Raw genomic sequence first — 18,851 nt, forward strand, 5'->3', positions numbered from 1 at the left:
TCCACCGATAGGCTCGCGGCATGATCGACCCGCGCCTGCTCCGTGACGAACCCGACCGCGTCCGCGCCTCCCAGCGCAAGCGCGGGGAGTCCGAGGAGGCGGTCGACCGGGCGCTGGCCGCGGACAGCGGGCGACGGGGGGCGATCGCGGCGTACGAGGCGAAGCGGGCCGAGCAGAAGCAGTTCGGCAAGAAGGTCGCCCAGGCCCGGGGTGAGGAGAAGCAGCGGCTGCTCGCCCAGGTCAAGGAGCTGGCCGCCGAGGTCAAGGAGCTCGAGGCCGCCCAGGCCGCCGCGGAGCAGGAGTGGACGTCGGCGCTGAAGGCGATCCCGAACGTCACCGCGACCGAGACCCCGGCCGGCGGCGAGGACGACTTCGTCGTCCTGGAGACGGTCGGTACGCCGCGGGAGTTCGCGGGCTTCGCCCCGCGCGACCACGCCGAGCTCGGCAGGATCCTCGGTGCGATCGATCTGGAGCGTGGCGCGAAGGTGTCGGGCTCGAGGTTCTACTTCCTCCGCGGCGTCGGCGCCGAGCTGGAGCTCGCCCTGGTCAACCTGGCGATGGAGCAGGCCCGCGAGGCGGGCTTCACCCAGATGATCGCACCCTCGCTGGTCCGTCCCGAGGCGATGGCCGGCACCGGCTTCCTCGACCAGGCGGCCGACGACGTCTATCGGATCGAGGGTGAGGAGCTCTATCTGGTCGGCACCTCGGAGGTGCCGATGGCGGCCTATCACTCCGACGAGATCCTGGACGGCGACTCGCTCCCGCGGCGCTACGCCGCCTTCAGCCCGTGCTTCCGCAAGGAGGCCGGCTCGCACGGCAAGGACACCAGGGGCATCATCCGGGTGCACTGGTTCGACAAGGTCGAGATGTTCGTCTACACCACGCTGGAGGAGTCCTACGCCGAGCACGAGCGACTGCTCGCCTGGGAGCGTGCCTTCCTGGACAAGCTCGAGCTCGCCTACCGGGTGGTCGACATCGCGGCCGGCGACCTGGGCCCGTCGGCGATCCGGAAGTTCGACTGCGAGGCGTGGATCCCGACCCAGGGCAGGTACCGCGAGCTCACCTCGGCCTCGAACTGCACCGACTTCCAGACCCGCCGGCTCGACATCCGCGGCCGGTTCGACGACGGCATCGGACCGCTCGCCACCCTGAACGGCACCCTGACCGCCATCCCCCGTGCGATCGTCGCCGTACTCGAGACCCACCAGCAGGCCGACGGCTCGGTCCGGGTGCCGCAGGCGCTGCGCAAGTGGCTCGGGCGCGACGTGCTCGAGCCGGTCGGGGGCCTCGGTGGTTGAGCCGGTGCCGGGGTGGCGGCCGCGCCTGGTCGCCCTCGACATCGACGGGACCCTGCTGCGGTGGGAGGACGGCGGAGCGGCCACCGAGGAGGTCTCGCCCGCCGTGCGGGAGTCGGTACGGCGTGCCTACGACGCCGGCGCCCACGTCGTACTCGCCTCCGGGCGGTCGCCACACGGCATGACCAAGGTGGCCGACCTGATCGGGATCCCCACCGAGGGCGCCGACCGGCTGTGGGTGGTCGCCTCCAACGGCGCGGTGCTGCTGCGCTATCCACCCGTCGAGGTGGTGCACGAGGAGACCTTCGACGCCCGCGAGGCGGTGGCCAAGATCCTGGCGCAGCGCCCCTCGGTGCTGGTGGCGGTCGAGGAGCGGGGGGTGGGCTACCGGATCAACGACCACTTCCCGCCCGGTGAGCTCTCCGGCGACATGGTGGTCACCCCGGTGGCGGAGCTGGTCGCCCGGCCGGTCTCGCGGGTCATCATCCGCGACCCCAACTCGACCGCCGAGGAGTTCGTGGAACTGGGCCGCTCGCTCGGCCTGCACGGCATCTCCTACGTGGTCGGCTGGACCGCCTGGCTGGACCTGGCCCCGATCGGAGTCTCCAAGGCCTCCGGACTGGCCCATGTCGCCGAGCGCGTCGGGGTGGACGCGGCGGACGTGCTCGCCATCGGGGACGGCCGCAACGACCTGGAGATGTTCGCCTGGGCGGGCCGGTCGGTGGCGATGGGGCAGGCGATCGACGAGGTCCGAGACGCGGCCGACGCGGTCGCGCCGAGCGTGGACGAGGACGGGGCGGCCGTCGAGATCGACCGGTGGTTCGGTTGAGCCTGCCCGAGACGGTGCTCACCGAGCGGCTCCGGCTCCCGCTCTGGACGCGCGCCGACGTGGACGCCATCCGCGACCAGGGCTCTCGGCCGGCCGGCTGGCACCCGGACTTCCCGCGGATCGACGACCGCGACGCCGCCACGCTGTGGGTCGAGGGCAACCCGTGGGGGCCGCGCTCGATCGTGCGCGGGGTGACGGTCCTCGGTTCCATCGGCTTCTTCGGTGAGCCCGTGGCCGCCGCCGACGGCGTGCCCGAGACCGAGGTCGGCTACGGCCTGGTCGCCGAGGCCCGGGGGTGGGGCTTCGCCACCGAGGCGCTGCGTGCGCTGTTGCGGCTCACCGACGCCGACGGGGTGCGGATCCGCGCATCGGTGCACCCGGAGAACGCCGCCAGCCTGCGGGTGCTGGCCAAGGCCGGCTTCACCGTGCTGCGCGGTGCCGACGAGGACGGCAACCTGGTGATGGCGCGGCCGCTGCCGGACTGAGCCTCGAGTCGGCGGGCCGAGGCCGAGCCGGACTCTCACCGCGCCGGATTCGGACCACATTCCGAGCCGGTACGTCGCGGGCTCGGCGGGGTGGTCTCGAGCAGCCCTCGCTCGTCCCTCGCGAGGGCTGCTCGACCGACGACGGGCCTGCTTTCCTGTCGGTCGAGTAGCGAGTGCCGGGCCCGTTGGTCGAGTAGCGAGCGCAGCGAGCGTATCGAGACCGGTGGGTATGAGACGGGCACCCCCTCCGCCGTAGAGAATGGGGGAGTGAGCGCGACGAGGCCGACCACTGGTGCACCCCTGCCGCGGCTGGTGGCAACCGACCTCGACGGAACCCTGGTGCGCAGCGACGGCGCCGTGTCCGAGTACACCGCCACGGTGCTGCGCCGGCTCGACGAGCTCGACGTGCCGGTCATCTTCGTCACCGGCCGCCCGCTGCGCTGGACCGAGGTGGTCTTCGAGCACGTCGGCAGCCACGGCCTGGCGATCGTCTCCAACGGGGCGCTGGTGTGGGACGTCGCGGCCGGCCTGGCCCGGGCCGAGCGGGCGATGGCGCCGGCGGAGACCCTGGCGGTGGCCGACCGGCTGCGGGCGGCCTGCCCCGGGACGGCGTACGCCACCGAGACGGTGGCCGGCTTCGGCATGGAGCCCGGCTTCATGCGGCACGTCGACGACGACGAGATCCCGCGCGCCCCGCTGGCCGAGCTGGCCACCCAGCCGTTGCTCAAGCTGCTCGCGCTGCACCCCGAGCTGGACCCCGACGAGTTCCTGGCGCGTGCCGACAGGGCCGTCGGCGACACCGTGACGGTGACCCGGTCCTCCACCACCGCGTTGCTGGAGATCAGCGCCGCCGGCGTCACCAAGGCCTCCACCCTGGCCCAGGTGGCGGCCGACCTCGGCGTGGCGGCCGAGGAGGTGATCGCGTTCGGAGACATGCCCAACGACCTTCCGATGCTCACCTGGGCCGGCACCTCGTACGCGATGGCGGACGCCCACCCGCAGGTGACCGCCTGCGCCGGCAACGTGGCGCCCGGACACGACGAGGACGGGGTCGCCCGCGTGCTGGCTGGAGTCTTCGGGCTGTGACTGGTTCGATGGACCGCATGCCTCGCATCGAGCGCCCGCGCCGCCGCGTCGTCGGCCTGCTCGCTCTGGCGCTGCTGCTGACCTGGGCAGGGATCGCCGTCGGAGCGTCCGGCCCGTCCGCCGCGGCACAGACCTGCCCGGCCTTCACCGTGCGCAAGGCGGTCAAGGACGCCCAGGTCGTCTTCCACGGCACCGTCACCAGCAAGCCCACCACGGGGCGGTCCGGAGCCCGCACCTACCACGTCCAGCGACTGCGCGAGATGAAGGGCACGGTCTCCGCGAACGTGCGGGTGCGGTTCAAGAAGGGGGCCTGCCAGCCGAAGAGTCTGCAGGTCGGCGACGACTACGTCTTCTTCGTCGACCGCAACGGCTCGTTGCTGATCGGCCCCGGCAGCCGGGTCAGCGTGCGGCACTACACCGAGGGACTCAACACCACCCTGAACCGGTTGCTGGGCCTGAGCGGCTCGGGCACCCAGGTGCCGACGAAGGTCACCTTCGGCTCGACGCTGCTCTCCTCGCCGACCTCGTTCGCCTCCGCTGCGGTGCCGGGTGCCGCGCTGGTCGTGGTGGGGCTGCTCGGCCTGGTGCTCGTGCGTTTCCTCGGGCGCAGGTCGACGTAGCCGCCCGCGGCGGGCGCGCTCAGCCGGTGGTGGACGCCCGGGCGACGAGCGCGGGGGTGAAGGAGACCTGCCGATGGGTGTGGTCGGGGTTGCCGGCCTCGTCCAGGACCAACTCGGCGGCGGTGCGACCGAGCTGCTGGCGGGGCTGGCGGACCGAGGTGAGCGGTACCGCGGCCGCGGCCGCGAACTCGATGTCGTCGTACCCCATGATGGCCAGGTCTCCGGGCACCGCCAGGCCCTGGCTGATCGAGTGCTGCAACAGCCCGAGCGCGATCAGGTCGTTGGCGCAGAACGCGGCGGTGGGGCGCCGCCTGGCCGGGATGCCGGCGATCTGCTCGCCGGCCGCGCGTCCGTCGGCGGCGGTCAGCGCCGCGCCCTGTATCAGGGTCAGATCCCCGGGCGGCAGACCCGCCTCCGCCCAGACCTGCTGGGCGCCGGCGTACCGGTCGGCCACCTGGCCGATCGACAGCGGCCCGCCGACCACCGCCACCCGGCGATGGCCCTGGTCGATCAGATGCTCCAGGGCGAGCCGTCCGCCCAGTACGTCGTCGACCGCGACGCTGCAGAAGTCCGGGGTGTCGCGGGTGCGGTCGACGATGACCAACGGCGTCCCGCGGGCGGCAAGCTCGGTCAGGGTGGCGCTCTGGGGATCCACCGGGGTGATGAGCACGCCCAGGATCTGCCGCTCCTCCAGGTGGGAGAGCAGCGCGGCCTCGCGGTCGGCGCGGTTGTCGCTGTTGCACAGGAACAGGGTGTTGCCGAACGACTCGGTGGCCAGCTCGATGCCATGAGCGACGTCGGTGAAGAACGGGTTGCCGGTGTCGAGCATGACGTAGGCGAGCGTGTTGCTCCGGCCGGTGCGCAGGGAGCGGGCGGACTCGTTGCGCACGAAGCCGAGCTCGGCCATCGCGCGCGCCACCCGCTCGCGGGTCGCGGCGCTGACCCGCTCGGGCCGGTTGAGCACGTTGGAGACCGTGCCCAACGACACCTCGGCAGCTGCGGCGACGTCCTTGACCGACGGTGCTCTGCCGCGTTGACCAGCCATCGCCGCCCCTTTCGACTTTGCCACATCGTACGGCCTGGATTGAAACGCTCAAAGGATCGACAGGCGATGAACCGATGGTGTTTCTTCGCGGATGCGGCCCCTGGCGGGGTAACACGTTGTTGGGCTTCGTAGCAGCCTGCTGCAACAGGCTGCTACCGAGGTGGACAGCGTGTTACCCCGCCGCGAGCGGACGCCGACCGGGTCGCCCGACGTAACGATTCGGTGAGCAGGGGTTGACGGCTGTGACTGCGGTCACCTACTGTTCTCAGCGTCGAATTTGAAACCTTTCAAAGGAGCAGCCACATGCCGGACTCCGGCGAGGCAGTCCTCGAGCTGAGCGAGGTGACCAAGTCGTTCGGTCCCGTTGCCGCGCTGCGCTCGGGCAGCCTGCGGGTCGAGCGCGGGTCGATCCATGCGCTGGTCGGTGAGAACGGTGCGGGCAAGTCGACGTTGGTCAAGATCGTGGCCGGGGTCTACCGCCGCGACGGGGGAGTCTTCCGCTTCGCCGGCGAGGACGTCGACTTCGGTTCGACGGCGGAGTCGAAGTCGGCCGGGATCGCGGTGATCTATCAGGAGCCGACGCTGTTCCCGGACCTGTCGGTGATGGAGAACATCTTCATGGGCCGGCAGATCCTGGGCCGCGGGCGCCGGATCGACCGCGCCGCCATGTACGCCGAGGCGGCCCGGATCTTCGAGCGTCTCGGGGTGGTCCTCGATCCGCACCGTCAGGCCCGCGGCCTCTCCATCGCCGACCAGCAGATCATCGAGATCGCCAAGGCCATCTCGCTGGACGCCTCGTTGCTGATCATGGACGAGCCGACCGCGGCCCTGTCGGGTGTCGAGGTCGAGCGGCTCTTCGCGGTGGCTCGCAGCCTGCGTGACGAGGGCCGGGGCCTGGTGTTCATCTCGCACCGCTTCGACGAGGTCTTCGACCTGTGCGACACGGTCACCGTGATGCGGGACGGGGAGTACATCTCCACCGACGAGGTCGCCGAGACCAGCGTGGATCAGATCGTCGCCCGGATGGTCGGCCGCGAGGTCGCCGACCTCTTCCCCAAGACACCCGCCGAGCTCGGCGAGGTGGTGCTCGAGGTCGAGGGGCTCACCTCGGCCGGGGTGTTCCACGACATCGGCTTCCAGGTCCGCGCCGGCGAGATCCTCGGACTGGCCGGTCTCGTCGGTGCCGGCCGCAGCGAGATCGTCCGGGCGGTCTTCGGCGTGGACGGCTACGACTCCGGCAGCGTGACCCTGTCGGGTGCCACGGTCCCCCAGCGGGACGTCCGGGCCGCGATCAGGGCCGGGATGGCGTTCGTCCCCGAGGATCGCCGCAAGCAGGGCCTGGTCACCGATGCCTCGGTGGCTCGCAACGTCGCCGCCGTCATCCGTCGGGGACTGGCCAGGGCCGGCGTACTCACCTCCGCCGCGGAGAACCGCGCGGCTCGGCCGTGGGCCGGCACGTTGGAGGTCAAGACCTCCGCGCTGGACATGGCCGCGGCCACGATGAGCGGCGGCAACCAGCAGAAGGTGGTCATCGCCAAGTGGCTGGCCACCGAGCCGAAGCTGCTGATCATCGACGAACCCACCCGCGGCATCGACGTGGGCACCAAGTCCGAGGTGCACCGGCTGCTCTCCGACCTGGCCGGCCAGGGCCTGGCGATCGTGATGATCTCCTCCGAGCTGCCCGAGGTGCTCGGCATGGCCGACCGGGTGCTCGTGGTCTGCGAAGGCGAGATCACCGCCGACCTCGACCGCGCCGAGGCCACCCCGGAGAAGGTCATGCACGCCGCCACCCGTGCGGCGCGCCCGAACGACGTACCCCCGCCCGGTGACGCCGGGGCCGAGGCCGTCGAGCTGCAGCAGAACCCGGAGGTCTCCGCGTGACCACCCTGACCATCGATCCCACCGGTCCCCGCACCGGTGGCACCTCCACGGCCCGCCGGCTGCTCGGCGGTGCGCTGCGCTCCCGCGAGATCGCGGTCGCCGTCGTGCTGATCCTGGTGATCGCGGCCACGACGCTGAAGAACCCGCACTTCCTCGTCGGCGACAACGGCTGGCGCGACCTGCTGCTGACCCCGTCGATCATGTTGTTGCTGGCGGTCGGCCAGACCGCGGTGATCATCACCCGCAGCGTCGACCTCTCGGTCGGCTCGGTGGTCGGCCTGACCGCCTACCTGGTGGGCCGGGTCTTCATCGACCATCCCGGTACGCCGATCATCGTGATCTTCGCGATCGGCCTGGTCTTCGGCGGCCTGCTCGGCCTGATCAACGGAGTCCTGGTCTCGTGGGGCAAGGTCCCCGCGCTGGTGATCACGCTGGGCACGATGTACATCTACCGCGGCGCGTTCCTGTCCTGGGCGGGGTCGAAGCGGATCAACGCCTCGGACATGCCCGACTCCTTCCTGAGCCTGGGCACCAAGCAGATCGGTTCCATCCCGGTGCTGACGATCATCGCCGTCGTGGTGCTCGCGATCGTGGGCTACTACCTCTACACCGCCCGCAGCGGTCGTGAGTTCTACGCCATCGGCTCGGACCCGGACGCCGCCCAGCTCTACGGCCTGCGGGTCACCCGCCGGGTGCTGTCGGCGTTCATCCTGTCCGGCGCGATGGCCGGCCTGGCCGGGGTGGCGTACGCCGCCCGCTACGGCACCGTCAGCTCGAACGCCGGCCTCAACCTGGAGCTGCAGGCGGTCGGCGCCGCGGTCATCGGCGGGGTGGCCATCTTCGGTGGCTCCGGCACGGTGTGGGGTGCCGCCATCGGCGCCTTCTTGCTGGTGACCATCAATCGCGCGCTGCCGGTGCTGGGGGTCCAGGACTTCTGGCAGCAGTTCGTCGTCGGCGTGCTGATCATCGGCGCCATCGTCTTGGACCGAGTCCTCTCACTGCGGCGAGACCGCAAACTCACCGAAGCGAGGGACGCCGTATGAGCGCCGCCGAGAGCACCACGGCGATGGACGCCGCGAAGACCACCCGCAGCTATTCCTCCTACGGTCACCCGTGGTGGCGCCGGACGCTGCTGACCCGCGAGTTCGCGATCATCGCGTTGCTGGTCATCGTCTTCGTCTACGCCACCTCGAACGTGGCCCACTTCGACAACCCGCTGACCATCCACTTCCTGGTGCTCAACAACGCCGAGATCATGATGATCGCCCTGCCGATGGCGCTGGTCATCATCACCGGCGAGATCGACCTGTCGGTGGCGAGCGTGGTCGGGCTCTCCAGCGTGATGGTCGGCATCCTGGTCCAGGACGCCGGACTCGGCGTGCCGTTGGCCGGACTGATCGCGATCCTGGTCGGCGTGGCCGCCGGAGCCTTCAACGGCTTCCTGGTCGCCTACGTCGGACTGCCCTCACTCGCCGTCACCATCGGCACCATGGCCCTCTTCCGCGGCCTCGCGGTCGGGCTGCTGGGCACCACCGCCAAGACCGAGTTCCCGGAGAAGTGGAAGACCCTCGCCTCGGACGACATCGGCAGCTCCCGCTATCCGGTGATCATCATCCCGATCCTGGTCCTGATCGCCGTCTTCGTGTGGCTGCTGCACTTCTCCACCTTCGGCCGCGGCGTCGTCGAGATCGGGCTCAACGACGAGGCCGCCCACTTCAGCGGCGTCAACGTCGAGCGCACCAAGTTCATCCTCTTCGTCCTCACCGCCGTGGTCTCCGCCTTCGCCGGCATCTACATCACCCTGCACAACGGCACCGCCCGCGGTGACAACGCCACCGGCGACGAGCTCAAGGTCATCGCCGCGGTCCTGCTCGGTGGGGTCTCCATCTTCGGTGGTCGCGGCGCCCTGCACGGCGTCATCGCCGGAGTCCTGCTGATCGCGGTCATCCAGTACGCCATGCAGCTGCAGAACGAGACGGTCAACGTCATCAACATCGTCATCGGCGTGCTGCTGGTGCTCTCGGTGATGACCACCGCCCTCCTCGCCTGGCTCGACAGGCTCCGCAGCGGGCAGCTCAGATTCCTCGGGTCGCTCAAGCGCTGACTCGGCGCATCACCCACCTGCACCACACAGAGAGGCAACGACAGAAATGAAGTTCCGAACAGGACGGCTCACCGCCCTCGCCGCCGTCGCGCTGAGCGCCACCCTGGGGCTGGCGGCCTGCGGCAGCAGCGACGACAGCTCAAGCGGCTCAAGCGGCTCGGGCGGGTCCAGCGACGCCACCGTCACCTTCATCCCGAAGAACCTGGGCAACCCGTACTTCGACGCCAGTGACGGTGGCGGCAAGAAGGCGGTCGCCGCCTTCGGCGGCACCTACGACGAGGTCGGTCCCGACACCGCCACTCCGGACGGCCAGGTGCAGTACATCAACACCGCCACCCAGCAGGGCGTGAGCGCGATCGTCATCTCGGCCGACGACCCGAGCGCTCCCTGCGACGCGCTCAAGCAGGCGATGTCGGCGGGCATCAAGGTGGTCACCTTCGACTCCGACACCTCCGCCGACTGCCGCGACCTCTTCGTCAACCAGGCCTCCGCCGAGGGCATCGCGAAGACCCAGGTCGACCTGATCGCCAAGCAGATCGGTGGCTCCGGCGAGGTGGCGATCCTCTCGGCCGCGGCGAACGCGACCAACCAGAACGCCTGGATCAAGCAGATGAAGTCGTACGCCGCCGAGAAGTACCCGAATCTCGACATCGTCGACACCGTCTACGGCAACGACGACGACCAGACCTCCTTCGACAAGACCGCGGCTCTGCTCTCCGATCACCCCAACCTGAAGGGCATCATCTCGCCGACCACCGTCGGCATCGCCGCCGCGGCCCGCTACCTGTCCACCTCCTCGGCCAAGGGCAAGGTCGCGCTGACCGGTCTGGGCACCCCGAACCAGATGCGCAAGTACGTCAAGAACGGCACCGTGACCTCGTTCGCCCTGTGGAACCCCGAGGACCTCGGCTACCTGGCCGCCTACACCGCGGACGCGCTGGTCAGCGGTGAGATCAAGGGCGACCAGGGTGACACCTTCACCGCCGGCGACCTCGGCAAGTACACCGTCGGCGCGGACGGCGAGGTCCTGCTCGGCGACCCGTACGTGTTCACCAAGTCGAACATCGACAAGTTCAACTTCTGATCCCGATGCCGGACCCGTCGGGCCGGCGTACCGAACGATAACCGCGCAGGATGCCCGGCCGGTGACGGCCGGCCGGGCACTGCGGCCCTGCCTCAGCGACACGAAAGGAGGAGCGCCATGCGCGCCTGTTTCCAGCTCCACGTCAAGCCGGAGCGGCTCGAGGAGTACAAGGCTCGGCACTCGGCGGTCTGGCCCCAGATGCGGGCCGCGCTGGTCTCCGCCGGTTGGCGCAACTACTCGCTGTTCCTGCGCGCGGACGGCCTGTTGATCGGGTACGTCGAGACCGACTCTCTCGAGGAGGCGGTCGCGGCGATGGACCGCACCGAGGTCAACGCCCGATGGCAGGCCGAGATGGCGGAGTTCTTCTGCGAGCTCGACGGGCAGACCCCCGACCACGGATTCACCCTCCTCGACGAGGTCTTCCACCTCGAGGAGAGCGCGACCAGCAACCACATCGAGTGTGAGAAGTGAAGTGAGATGACGTCGGCAACATCACGGTTCGAGCAGGTGGCTCCGGTGCTCGAGACCCTTGCGATCGAGGTCCCCTCGTGGGCCTACGGCAACTCCGGGACCCGGTTCAAGGTGTTCGGCACCCCGGGGACGCCCCGGACGGTGGAGGAGAAGATCGCCGACGCGGCGACCGTGCACCGCTTCACCGGCCTGGCGCCGACGGTGGCACTGCACATCCCGTGGGACCTGCACGACGACTACGCCGGGCTGCGCCGCTACGCCGAGGATCTGGGTGTCCAGCTCGGCACCGTCAACTCCAACACCTTCCAGGACGACGACTACCGGCTCGGCGCGCTGACCCACACCGACCCGCGGATCCGGCAGAAGGCGATCGACCACCACTTCGAGTGCCTCGAGGTCATGGAGGCCACCGGCTCGCGCGACCTGAAGATCTGGCTCGCCGACGGCACCAACTACCCGGGCCAGGGCGACATCCGCGCCCGTCAGGACCGACTCGCCGAGTCACTGGCCACCGTCTACGACCGACTCGTCTCGCTGGGCGAGGAGCGACGACTGGTGCTGGAGTACAAGTTCTTCGAGCCGGCCTTCTACCACACCGACGTCCCGGACTGGGGCACCTCCTATGTCCAGGTCGCCGCTCTGGGCGAGCGGGCGATGGTCTGTCTCGACACCGGCCACCACGCCCCCGGCACGAACATCGAGTTCATCGTGGCGCAGCTGCTGCGATTGGGGAGGCTGGGCTCGTTCGACTTCAACTCCCGCTTCTACGCCGACGACGACCTGATCGTCGGGGCGGCCGACCCCTTCCAGCTCTTCCGGATCCTGGTCGAGGTCGTCCGTGGCGGCGGGCTGAGGCCGGTCCCCGACGGCGGGGTCGCGCTGATGCTCGACCAGTGCCACAACATCGAGGCCAAGATCCCCGGTCAGATCCGATCGGTGCTCAACGTCCAGGAGATGACCGCCCGGGCGCTGCTGCTCGACCGTGCCGCGCTCGCCGCGGCGCAGGAGGCGGGAGACGTGTTGGCCGCCAACGCCACGTTCATGGATGCCTTCTACACCGACGTCCGGCCGCAGCTGGCCGCGTGGCGCGAGGAACGCGGCCTCCCGGCCGACCCGATGCGGGCCTACCTGGCCAGCGGATACCAGGAGAAGATCGAGGCGGACCGCGTGGGCGGGACGCAGGCAGGATGGAACTGAGCCTCATGGCAACCCACCAGCAGAACCCAGCGGTCACCGACCTGATCGCGCGATCCAACCGACTCGGCTCGGATGCGAAGAACACCAACTACGCCGGCGGCAACACCTCCGCCAAGGGCACCGAGACCGACCCGGTCACCGGTCAGGACGTCGAGCTCGTCTGGGTCAAGGGGTCCGGTGGAGACCTCGGCACGCTGACGGAGTCCGGGCTCGCCGTACTCCGGCTGGATCGGATGCGCGCCCTGGTCGGCGTCTATCCCGGCGTCGAGCGTGAGGACGAGATGGTCGCCGCCTTCGACTACTGCCTGCACGGCAAGGGGGGCGCCGCGCCGTCGATCGACACCGCCATGCACGGGCTGGTCGACGCCGCCCACGTCGATCATCTGCACCCCGACTCCGGGATCGCGATCGCGACCGCCGCCGACGGCGAGCAGCTGACCGCCACCATCTTCGGCGACAAGGTGGTCTGGGTGCCGTGGCGCCGGCCCGGCTTCCAGCTCGGTCTGGACATCGCCGAGATCAAGACGAGGAATCCGCAGGCCGTCGGCTGCATCCTGGGTGGGCACGGCATCACCGCGTGGGGCGAGACCTCGAAGGAGGCCGAGCAGAACTCGCTGTGGATCATCGACACCGCGGCGGCCTACATCGCCGAGCACAGCAAGGCCGAGCCGTTCGGCCCCGCCCTGGACGGGTACGGCGCCCTCCCGGAGCCGGAGCGTCGCGCCAGGGCGGCCGCGCTGGCCCCCACCATCCGCGGCATCGCCTCGGCGGATCGTGCGATGGTCGGCCACTTCACCGACACGGAGGTGGTGCTGGACTTCCTGGCGGCCGCGGAGCACCCGCGGCTGGCGGCGCTGGGCACCTCCTGCCCGGACCACTTCCTGCGCACCAAGGTCAAGCCGCTCGTGCTGGACCTGCCGGCCTCGGCGTCCGTCGAGGAGCAGCTCGCCCGGCTGGAGGAGCTCGCGGTCGCCTATCGGGACGACTACCAGGCCTACTACGACCGGCACGCCACCCCGGACTCCCCGGCGATCCGCGGCAAGGACCCGCTGATCGTGCTGGTGCCCGGCGTCGGCATGTTCAGCTACGGCAAGGACAAGCAGACCGCCCGGGTCGCCGGTGAGTTCTACGTCAACGCGATCAACGTGATGCGCGGCGCCGAGGGGCTCTCCACCTACGCCCCGATCGACGAGTCGGAGAAGTTCCGCATCGAGTACTGGGCGCTGGAGGAGGCCAAGCTCCAGCGGATGCCGAGGCCGAAGCCGCTGGCGACCCGGATCGCGCTGGTCACCGGTGCCGCCTCGGGCATCGGCAAGGCGACCGCGGCGAAGCTGGCCGCCGAGGGCGCCTGCGTGGTGATCGCGGACCTGAGCCTGGAGAAGGCGCAGACGGCCGCCGCCGAGATCGCCGGTGACAAGGGTGCCGACGTCGCAGTCGGCGTCCAGGTCGACGTCAGCGACGCCGCGGCCGTGCAGGCGATGGTGGACACGTGCGTGCTCGCCTTCGGCGGCCTCGACCTGGTGGTCAACAACGCCGGGCTGTCGCTGTCGAAGTCGCTGCTGGAGACCACCGAGGCGGACTGGGACCTGCAGCACAACGTGATGGCCAAGGGCTCCTTCCTGGTCTCCCGGGCCGCCGCGCCGGTGCTGATCGCGCAGCGGCTCGGCGGCGACATCATCTACATCTCCTCGAAGAACTCCGTCTTCGCCGGCCCCAACAACATCGCCTACTCCGCCACCAAGGCCGACCAGGCCCATCAGGTGAGGCTGCTCGCCGCCGAGCTCGGCGAACACGGCGTCAAGGTCAACGGCGTCAACCCCGACGGGGTGGTCGCCGGCTCCGGCATCTTCGCCGGCGGCTGGGGCGCACAGCGGGCCGCGGTCTACGGCGTCGAGGAGAAGGACCTGGGCAAGTTCTACGCCCAGCGCACCATCCTCAAGCGGGAGGTCCTGCCCGAGCACATCGCCAACGCGGTCTTCGTGCTCTGTGGCCCGGAGATGACCCACACCACCGGCCTGCACGTCCCCGTCGATGCCGGGGTGGCCGCGGCGTTCCTGCGATGACGACGCCGGCCCCGGTGCGCGTCGCCGCCGTCGACCTGGGCGCCACCAGCGGCCGGGTGATGGCGGGCGTGGTGGGGCCGGATCGGCTCGACCTGGCCGAGGCCAGCCGGTTCCCCAACGGCGGGGTCAGCGTGCGTGGGTCGGTGTACTGGGACGTCCTCGGGCTGTTCCGGGGCGCCCTCGCCGGGATCCGGGAGGTGGCTGCCACCGGCGACCTGCACGGCATCGGCGTCGACTCCTGGGCGGTCGACTACGGGCTGCTCGACCGGGACGGCGTGCTGCTCGGCAACCCGTACAGCCACCGCGATCGTCGTACCGACGGTGTGGCCGCCGCGGTGCTCGCCGAGGTCGACGCCGCGGAGCTGTACGGCGTGACCGGACTGCAGCAGCTGCCGTTCTCCACCCTCTACCAGCTGGTCGCGGCCCGCGGGACCGCGGCGTTGGAGTCGGCGCAGACCCTGCTGCTCGTCCCGGACCTGCTCGACTATTGGCTGACCGGAGAGATCGGCGCCGAGCGGACCAACGCCTCGACCACCCAGATCTACGACGTCGTACGCCGCGAGTGGTCGCACCGGATCGCCGGCCGACTCGGGCTGCCCTGGTCGATCCTGCCCGCGCTGCGCGACCCGGGCACGGTGGTCGGAGGGCTGCTCCCCGAGGTCGCCGCCGAGCTCGGCGTGACCACCGAGGTGCCGGTGATCGCGGTCGGCTCGCACGACACCGCCTCCGCGGTGGTGGGGGTGCCGTTCGAGAGTCCGCGGGCGGCGTACATCTCCTCGGGGACCTGGTCGCTGGTCGGCCTGGAGCTGGACGCCCCGGTGCTGACCGAGGAGGCGCGGCTCGCCGACTTCACCAACGAGGGCGGCGTGGACGGCACCATCCGGTTCCTGCGGAACGTGATGGGTCTGTGGGTGCTCTCGGAGTCGGTGCGGTGGTGGGCCGCCACCGGTGCGCCGGCGGACCTGCCGGCGCTGCTGGCCGGCGCGGCCCGGGTGGCGGGCGGCATCGTGGTCGACATCGACGACCCGCGACTGCTGCCGGTCGGTACGGCGAGCGACCCGATGCCGGCGCGCGTTGTCGCCCTGGCCGCCGAGAGCGGCCAGGAGCTCGACGCGGACCCGGTGGCGATCGCGCGCTGCATCCTCGATTCGCTCGCGCTCGCCTATCGACGCCACCTGCGGACCGCCGCCCAGCTCGCCGGCCATCCGGTGGAGGTGGTGCACGTCGTCGGTGGTGGCTCGCACAACGAGCTGCTCTGTCAGCTGACCGCCGACGCCTGTGGGCTGCCGGTGCTGGCCGGCCCGGGCGAGGCGGCGGCGTTGGGCAACGTGCTGGTGCAGGCCCGGACCCTCGGCGCGGACCTGCCCGACCTGGCCGCGATGCGGGCGCTCATCCGCGCGACGCACGAGCTGCGTCGCTATCGGCCCGGCGAGGGGCCGGCGCCCCTCGACTGGGACCGGGCAGAGGCGAGGCTGCGGGGGTGATGGCGACGGCGCTCGAGCACGAGCACGTCCGGCCGTCGGCGGACGACCTGGACATCCTGCGGCGTCTCGCCGCCGGGGAGACGGTCGAGGCGGTCTCCCGCCACGTGGGGCTCTCCGAGCGCACCGTGCGGCGGCGGCTGCGCAACCTCGCCGACGGGATCGGCGTGGACACCACCATCGAGGCGGTCGTCTACGCCGTCCGTCGGGGGCTCATCTGACCGGTTGTTGGCGTGCTCGCTGGCGGGACCGTTCGTCAAGGTATGCAGCCCGGTGGGCACTCCCCAACCGGAGTTCCACGTGGGATGTGCCCGTCTGGCTACATACCTTGACGAACGCGCCGGGGGCGGCCGGGGAGAATGGGCGCCATGGCATCACACCGAGGCGGCCGCCGGGTCGATCGATCGCGTGGCCTCTTCGGGAAGGCGTGGGGCGATTCCGGACAGGACTCCGGACAGGACTCCGGACAGGATCAGGGTCACGGCCAGGGTCACGGGCACGGCCACGGGCCGGTGCCGGACCTCCAGGTCGGTCGTGGCGCCCGGCGGGCCGTGATCGGGCTGCTGGTCGTCGTACTCCTCGGCGTCGGCGTGGGCCTGGTGACACTGTGGCCCGACGGCGGCAAGGTCGACAAGCTGGCGCACAGTCTGAGCTTCGCCGCGAAGGGCACGACCTTCCCGCACGCCACGATCATCAAGGTCAACAGGTGCCCGGCGGGGAAGACCTCGGCCCAGGACGGCTGCGGGTCCCTGACCGTCAAGCCGGACGACGGGCCTCGTACGAAGGTCTCGGTCAGTCCGGACGTGCTCGACTCCGGTCTGGGCGCGGGCGACCGGGTCCAGCTCCAACGCAACCCCGGCGAGCCCGCGACGTACTCCTTCTTCCGGGTCGATCGCGGCGGCGCGATGTGGGGGATCGTGGCGCTCTTCGCCGTGGTGGTGATCGCGGTGGCGCGGGCGCGTGGGCTGCTCGCGCTCGTCGGACTGGCCGTCGGTGGGGTGGTGATCGGCGGCTGGATCCTGCCCGGGCTGCTCAGTGGGTACGACCCGGTGCTGGTCGCGGTGGTCGGCTCCGCCGCCATCCTCTACGCGGTCCTCTACCTCGCGCACGGCTTCTCGCTGCGGACCAGTGCCGCCCTGCTCGGCACGCTGGGAGGCCTGGGGATCACCGCGCTACTCGGTCTTGCCTCGGTGCGGCTCACGCACCTCTCCGGCGTGGCCGACGAGGGCGGCACCATCCTCACCTCGCTGGCCGGCAACCTGAGCTTCCAGGGCCTGATGACCGCGACCATCGTCGTGGCCGGCCTCGGCGTCCTCAACGACGTGACCATCACCCAGGCGAGCGCGGTCTGGGAGCTGCGCGCGGCGGCGCCGGAGCAGTCCCGGATGCGACTGTGGGCCGGCGCGATGCGGATCGGTCGCGATCACATCGCCTCCACGATCTACACCATCGTGTTCGCCTACACCGGCACCGCGCTGATGACCCTGTTGGTCATCCAGCTCTACGACCGCCCGATCCTCGACCTGCTGGGCACCGAGCAGCTGGCCGAGGAGATCGTCCGCTCGCTGGTCAGCGGCATCGGCCTCGTCCTCGCCGTACCGCTGACCACCGCCATCGCCACCCTCACCGTCCCCGCGCCGAGTCGGCGCTAGTGACACGGGTTGTCCACAGTCGACTGTGGACAACCCGTGCGAGATGCGCCGACTCGGCGATCCTGGCCGTACCAGATACGCCGACTCGGGGTCAGCGAGGGGACCGGGTCAGGAGCGCGACCCGGCCCGTCCGGGGGCGAAGAGCGCGACGATCGTGGCGATCGCCACCGCCGCCGCGCCGGTCAACAGGGCCGGGCCGATGGCACCGTCGTACCCGGTCGGCGAGATCGTCCCGCCGGCCGCCTCGAAGACGGCCACCAGCACCGCGACCCCGAGTGCGGTGCCGAACTCGCGCAGGGTGGAGTTCGCCGAGCTGGCGGTGGCGAAGTCGGCCTCGCCGAGACCCTGCAGCACGGCGGTCGAGCTGGGCGCGAAGGTGAGCCCCATCCCGATGCCGGCCAGCAGCAGCGCCGGCACGAAGGCCGGGTAGCCGGCCGAGGTCTCGGTCAGCACCGCGAACCACACCAGCGACGCGGTCTGCGCGGCGAGGCCGACCACCAGCGGGATGCGTACGCCGACCCGGCCGGCGAGGATGCCGGCCAGCGGCGCGACGACCATCGGCGCCGCCGTCCAGGGCAGTGTCCGCAGGCCGGCCCCGAGCGGGCTGTAGCCCTGCACCACCTGCAGGTACTGCGAGAGCAGGAAGACGGTGCCGAACATGCCGATGGTGAACAGCAGGCTGATCAGGTTGGCCACGGTGAAGCCCCGCGAGGAGAAGAGCCGCAGCGGCAGCACCGCGTCGTGACCGCCGCGCTGGCGGCGCAGCGCATGCCCGACGTACGCCGGCAGGAGCAGTGCGGCGGCGACGAGCGGGACCACCACGGACGCCGAGCCCCAGCCGTCGTCGTTGCCGTGCACGATCCCCCAGACGCCGAGGAAGACCGCGCCGCCCAGCAGCACGGTGCCCAGAGCGTCGAGCCGCCGCCAGACCCCGCGCGACTCCCTGACCGCCACCCAGATGAGCGGGATCGCGATCACCGCCACCGGGACGTTGATCCAGAAGATGGCCTGCCAGTTGATCCCGTCCACGACCGCCCCGCCGACGACCGGTCCGAGGGCGACGCCGAGCCCGGAGACCCCGCCCCAGATCCCGATGGCGGCGGCCCGTTGCCTCTCCGGCACGGCGGAGGCCAGCAGGCTGAGCGAGAGCGGCATGATCGCGGCCGCGCCGAGCCCCTGGATCGACCGCGCCGCGATCAGCGCCGCGGAGGTGGTGCTCAGCGCCGAGGCGATCGAGGCGAGGGTGAAGACCGTGATCCCGGCGAGCATCATCCGTCGGCGACCGATCCGGTCCCCGAGCGCGGCGGCCGGGAGCATGAAGGTGGCGAAGCTGAGCGTGTAGGCGTTCACGAACCAGGACAGCTCGCCGACGCTGGCGCCGAGATCGGCGCGGATGACCGGGAGCGCGGTGGTCATCACCAGGTTGTCGAGAGTCGCCATGAACATCGGCAGCGATACCGCGACGATCGCCAGCCAGGCCGGGATGCGTCGACCGGGGGAGACCGCCGTGGACCGGCCGTCGGCCCGGTCGGGGGTGAGGGTGGTTGACATCGGTTCT

General features: G+C 70.9%; 17 protein-coding genes. 15 read left to right on the forward strand and 2 right to left on the reverse strand.

Features of this window, described 5'->3' with window-relative positions:
- Positions 1–20 precede the first annotated feature (20 nt).
- The 5 genes from serS to QM638_RS18290 all read left to right on the forward strand — a co-directional run bounded on the left by serS (position 21) and on the right by QM638_RS18290 (position 4,315).
- Positions 21–1,298 (forward strand): serine--tRNA ligase, encoded by a 1,278-nt coding sequence (gene serS, locus QM638_RS18270; protein WP_415144260.1) that lies wholly within the window; start codon positions 21–23, stop codon positions 1,296–1,298.
- Positions 1,291–2,124: an HAD family hydrolase gene (locus tag QM638_RS18275; protein ID WP_415144262.1), complete on the forward strand. Its 834-nt coding sequence runs from the start codon at positions 1,291–1,293 to the stop codon at positions 2,122–2,124. The genes serS and QM638_RS18275 overlap by 8 nt, the downstream gene beginning before the upstream one ends.
- The gene (locus tag QM638_RS18280) at positions 2,121–2,609 is read left to right on the forward strand and encodes a GNAT family N-acetyltransferase (protein ID WP_415144264.1); all 489 of its coding nucleotides are present in this window, start codon (positions 2,121–2,123) and stop codon (positions 2,607–2,609) included. The genes QM638_RS18275 and QM638_RS18280 overlap by 4 nt, the downstream gene beginning before the upstream one ends.
- A 267-nt stretch (positions 2,610–2,876) precedes the next feature.
- Positions 2,877–3,695 (forward strand): HAD family hydrolase, encoded by an 819-nt coding sequence (locus QM638_RS18285; protein WP_415144266.1) that lies wholly within the window; start codon positions 2,877–2,879, stop codon positions 3,693–3,695.
- A gap of 17 nt (positions 3,696–3,712) precedes the next feature.
- Positions 3,713–4,315, forward strand: a complete 603-nt coding sequence (locus QM638_RS18290; RefSeq protein ID WP_415144268.1) for a hypothetical protein — start codon at positions 3,713–3,715, stop codon at positions 4,313–4,315.
- Positions 4,316–4,334: 19 nt separating this feature from the next.
- On the opposite strand, the gene QM638_RS18295 is transcribed toward QM638_RS18290, so the two are convergent.
- Positions 4,335–5,360, reverse strand: coding sequence for a LacI family DNA-binding transcriptional regulator (locus QM638_RS18295; protein WP_415144269.1), 1,026 nt, complete (start codon positions 5,358–5,360; stop codon positions 4,335–4,337).
- Positions 5,361–5,663: 303 nt separating this feature from the next.
- On the opposite strand from QM638_RS18295, the gene QM638_RS18300 reads away from it, so the two are divergent.
- The 10 genes from QM638_RS18300 to QM638_RS18345 all read left to right on the forward strand — a co-directional run bounded on the left by QM638_RS18300 (position 5,664) and on the right by QM638_RS18345 (position 17,293).
- Entirely contained in the window at positions 5,664–7,241 is a 1,578-nt protein-coding gene (locus QM638_RS18300) for a sugar ABC transporter ATP-binding protein (protein WP_415144271.1), read from the forward strand.
- Positions 7,238–8,284: an ABC transporter permease gene (locus tag QM638_RS18305; RefSeq protein ID WP_415144273.1), complete on the forward strand. Its 1,047-nt coding sequence runs from the start codon at positions 7,238–7,240 to the stop codon at positions 8,282–8,284. Before QM638_RS18300 ends, QM638_RS18305 begins: the two co-directional genes overlap by 4 nt.
- A complete protein-coding gene (locus QM638_RS18310; RefSeq protein ID WP_415144276.1) occupies positions 8,281–9,345 on the forward strand; it encodes an ABC transporter permease in 1,065 nt (354 codons plus the stop codon). The genes QM638_RS18305 and QM638_RS18310 overlap by 4 nt, the downstream gene beginning before the upstream one ends.
- 46 nt (positions 9,346–9,391) lie before the next feature.
- Complete coding sequence (rhaS, locus tag QM638_RS18315; protein WP_415144278.1) at positions 9,392–10,429, forward strand: rhamnose ABC transporter substrate-binding protein; 1,038 nt, start codon at positions 9,392–9,394, stop codon at positions 10,427–10,429.
- Positions 10,430–10,546: 117 nt separating this feature from the next.
- Complete coding sequence (locus QM638_RS18320; protein WP_415144280.1) at positions 10,547–10,900, forward strand: L-rhamnose mutarotase; 354 nt, start codon at positions 10,547–10,549, stop codon at positions 10,898–10,900.
- Positions 10,901–10,906: 6 nt separating this feature from the next.
- On the forward strand, positions 10,907–12,097 hold the full coding sequence (gene rhaI, locus QM638_RS18325; protein WP_415144281.1) for an L-rhamnose isomerase: 1,191 nt from the start codon (positions 10,907–10,909) through the stop codon (positions 12,095–12,097).
- A gap of 5 nt (positions 12,098–12,102) precedes the next feature.
- Positions 12,103–14,160, forward strand: a complete 2,058-nt coding sequence (locus tag QM638_RS18330; protein ID WP_415144283.1) for a bifunctional aldolase/short-chain dehydrogenase — start codon at positions 12,103–12,105, stop codon at positions 14,158–14,160.
- Positions 14,157–15,644: a rhamnulokinase gene (locus tag QM638_RS18335; protein WP_415144285.1), complete on the forward strand. Its 1,488-nt coding sequence runs from the start codon at positions 14,157–14,159 to the stop codon at positions 15,642–15,644. The genes QM638_RS18330 and QM638_RS18335 overlap by 4 nt, the downstream gene beginning before the upstream one ends.
- Positions 15,644–15,862, forward strand: a complete 219-nt coding sequence (locus QM638_RS18340; protein WP_415144287.1) for a helix-turn-helix domain-containing protein — start codon at positions 15,644–15,646, stop codon at positions 15,860–15,862. The genes QM638_RS18335 and QM638_RS18340 overlap by 1 nt, the downstream gene beginning before the upstream one ends.
- Before the next feature lie 147 nt (positions 15,863–16,009).
- Positions 16,010–17,293 carry a YibE/F family protein gene (locus tag QM638_RS18345; protein ID WP_415144289.1) on the forward strand — a complete coding sequence of 428 codons (1,284 nt, stop codon included), beginning with the start codon at positions 16,010–16,012 and terminating at the stop codon, positions 17,291–17,293.
- A gap of 108 nt (positions 17,294–17,401) precedes the next feature.
- On the opposite strand, the gene QM638_RS18350 is transcribed toward QM638_RS18345, so the two are convergent.
- Positions 17,402–18,844: an MFS transporter gene (locus tag QM638_RS18350; RefSeq protein WP_415144291.1), complete on the reverse strand. Its 1,443-nt coding sequence runs from the start codon at positions 18,842–18,844 to the stop codon at positions 17,402–17,404.
- Positions 18,845–18,851 lie beyond the last annotated feature (7 nt).

This window comes from Nocardioides sp., assembly GCF_047606145.1.
GTDB lineage: Bacteria > Actinomycetota > Actinomycetes > Propionibacteriales > Nocardioidaceae > Nocardioides.

Excerpts from the sequence above, each read along its gene's own strand:
- serS (WP_415144260.1), top strand. The coding sequence starts at position 21 with ATGATCGACCCGCGCCTGCTCCGTGACGAACCCGACCGCGTCCGCGCC.
- QM638_RS18290 (WP_415144268.1), top strand. The coding sequence starts at position 3,713 with ATGCCTCGCATCGAGCGCCCGCGCCGCCGCGTCGTCGGCCTGCTCGCT.
- QM638_RS18295 (WP_415144269.1), bottom strand. The coding sequence starts at position 5,360 with ATGGCTGGTCAACGCGGCAGAGCACCGTCGGTCAAGGACGTCGCCGCA.
- QM638_RS18300 (WP_415144271.1), top strand. The coding sequence starts at position 5,664 with ATGCCGGACTCCGGCGAGGCAGTCCTCGAGCTGAGCGAGGTGACCAAG.
- QM638_RS18310 (WP_415144276.1), top strand. The coding sequence starts at position 8,281 with ATGAGCGCCGCCGAGAGCACCACGGCGATGGACGCCGCGAAGACCACC.
- rhaS (WP_415144278.1), top strand. The coding sequence starts at position 9,392 with ATGAAGTTCCGAACAGGACGGCTCACCGCCCTCGCCGCCGTCGCGCTG.
- QM638_RS18320 (WP_415144280.1), top strand. The coding sequence starts at position 10,547 with ATGCGCGCCTGTTTCCAGCTCCACGTCAAGCCGGAGCGGCTCGAGGAG.
- rhaI (WP_415144281.1), top strand. The coding sequence starts at position 10,907 with ATGACGTCGGCAACATCACGGTTCGAGCAGGTGGCTCCGGTGCTCGAG.
- QM638_RS18330 (WP_415144283.1), top strand. The coding sequence starts at position 12,103 with ATGGCAACCCACCAGCAGAACCCAGCGGTCACCGACCTGATCGCGCGA.
- QM638_RS18335 (WP_415144285.1), top strand. The coding sequence starts at position 14,157 with ATGACGACGCCGGCCCCGGTGCGCGTCGCCGCCGTCGACCTGGGCGCC.
- QM638_RS18340 (WP_415144287.1), top strand. The coding sequence starts at position 15,644 with ATGGCGACGGCGCTCGAGCACGAGCACGTCCGGCCGTCGGCGGACGAC.
- QM638_RS18345 (WP_415144289.1), top strand. The coding sequence starts at position 16,010 with ATGGCATCACACCGAGGCGGCCGCCGGGTCGATCGATCGCGTGGCCTC.
- QM638_RS18350 (WP_415144291.1), bottom strand. The coding sequence starts at position 18,844 with ATGTCAACCACCCTCACCCCCGACCGGGCCGACGGCCGGTCCACGGCG.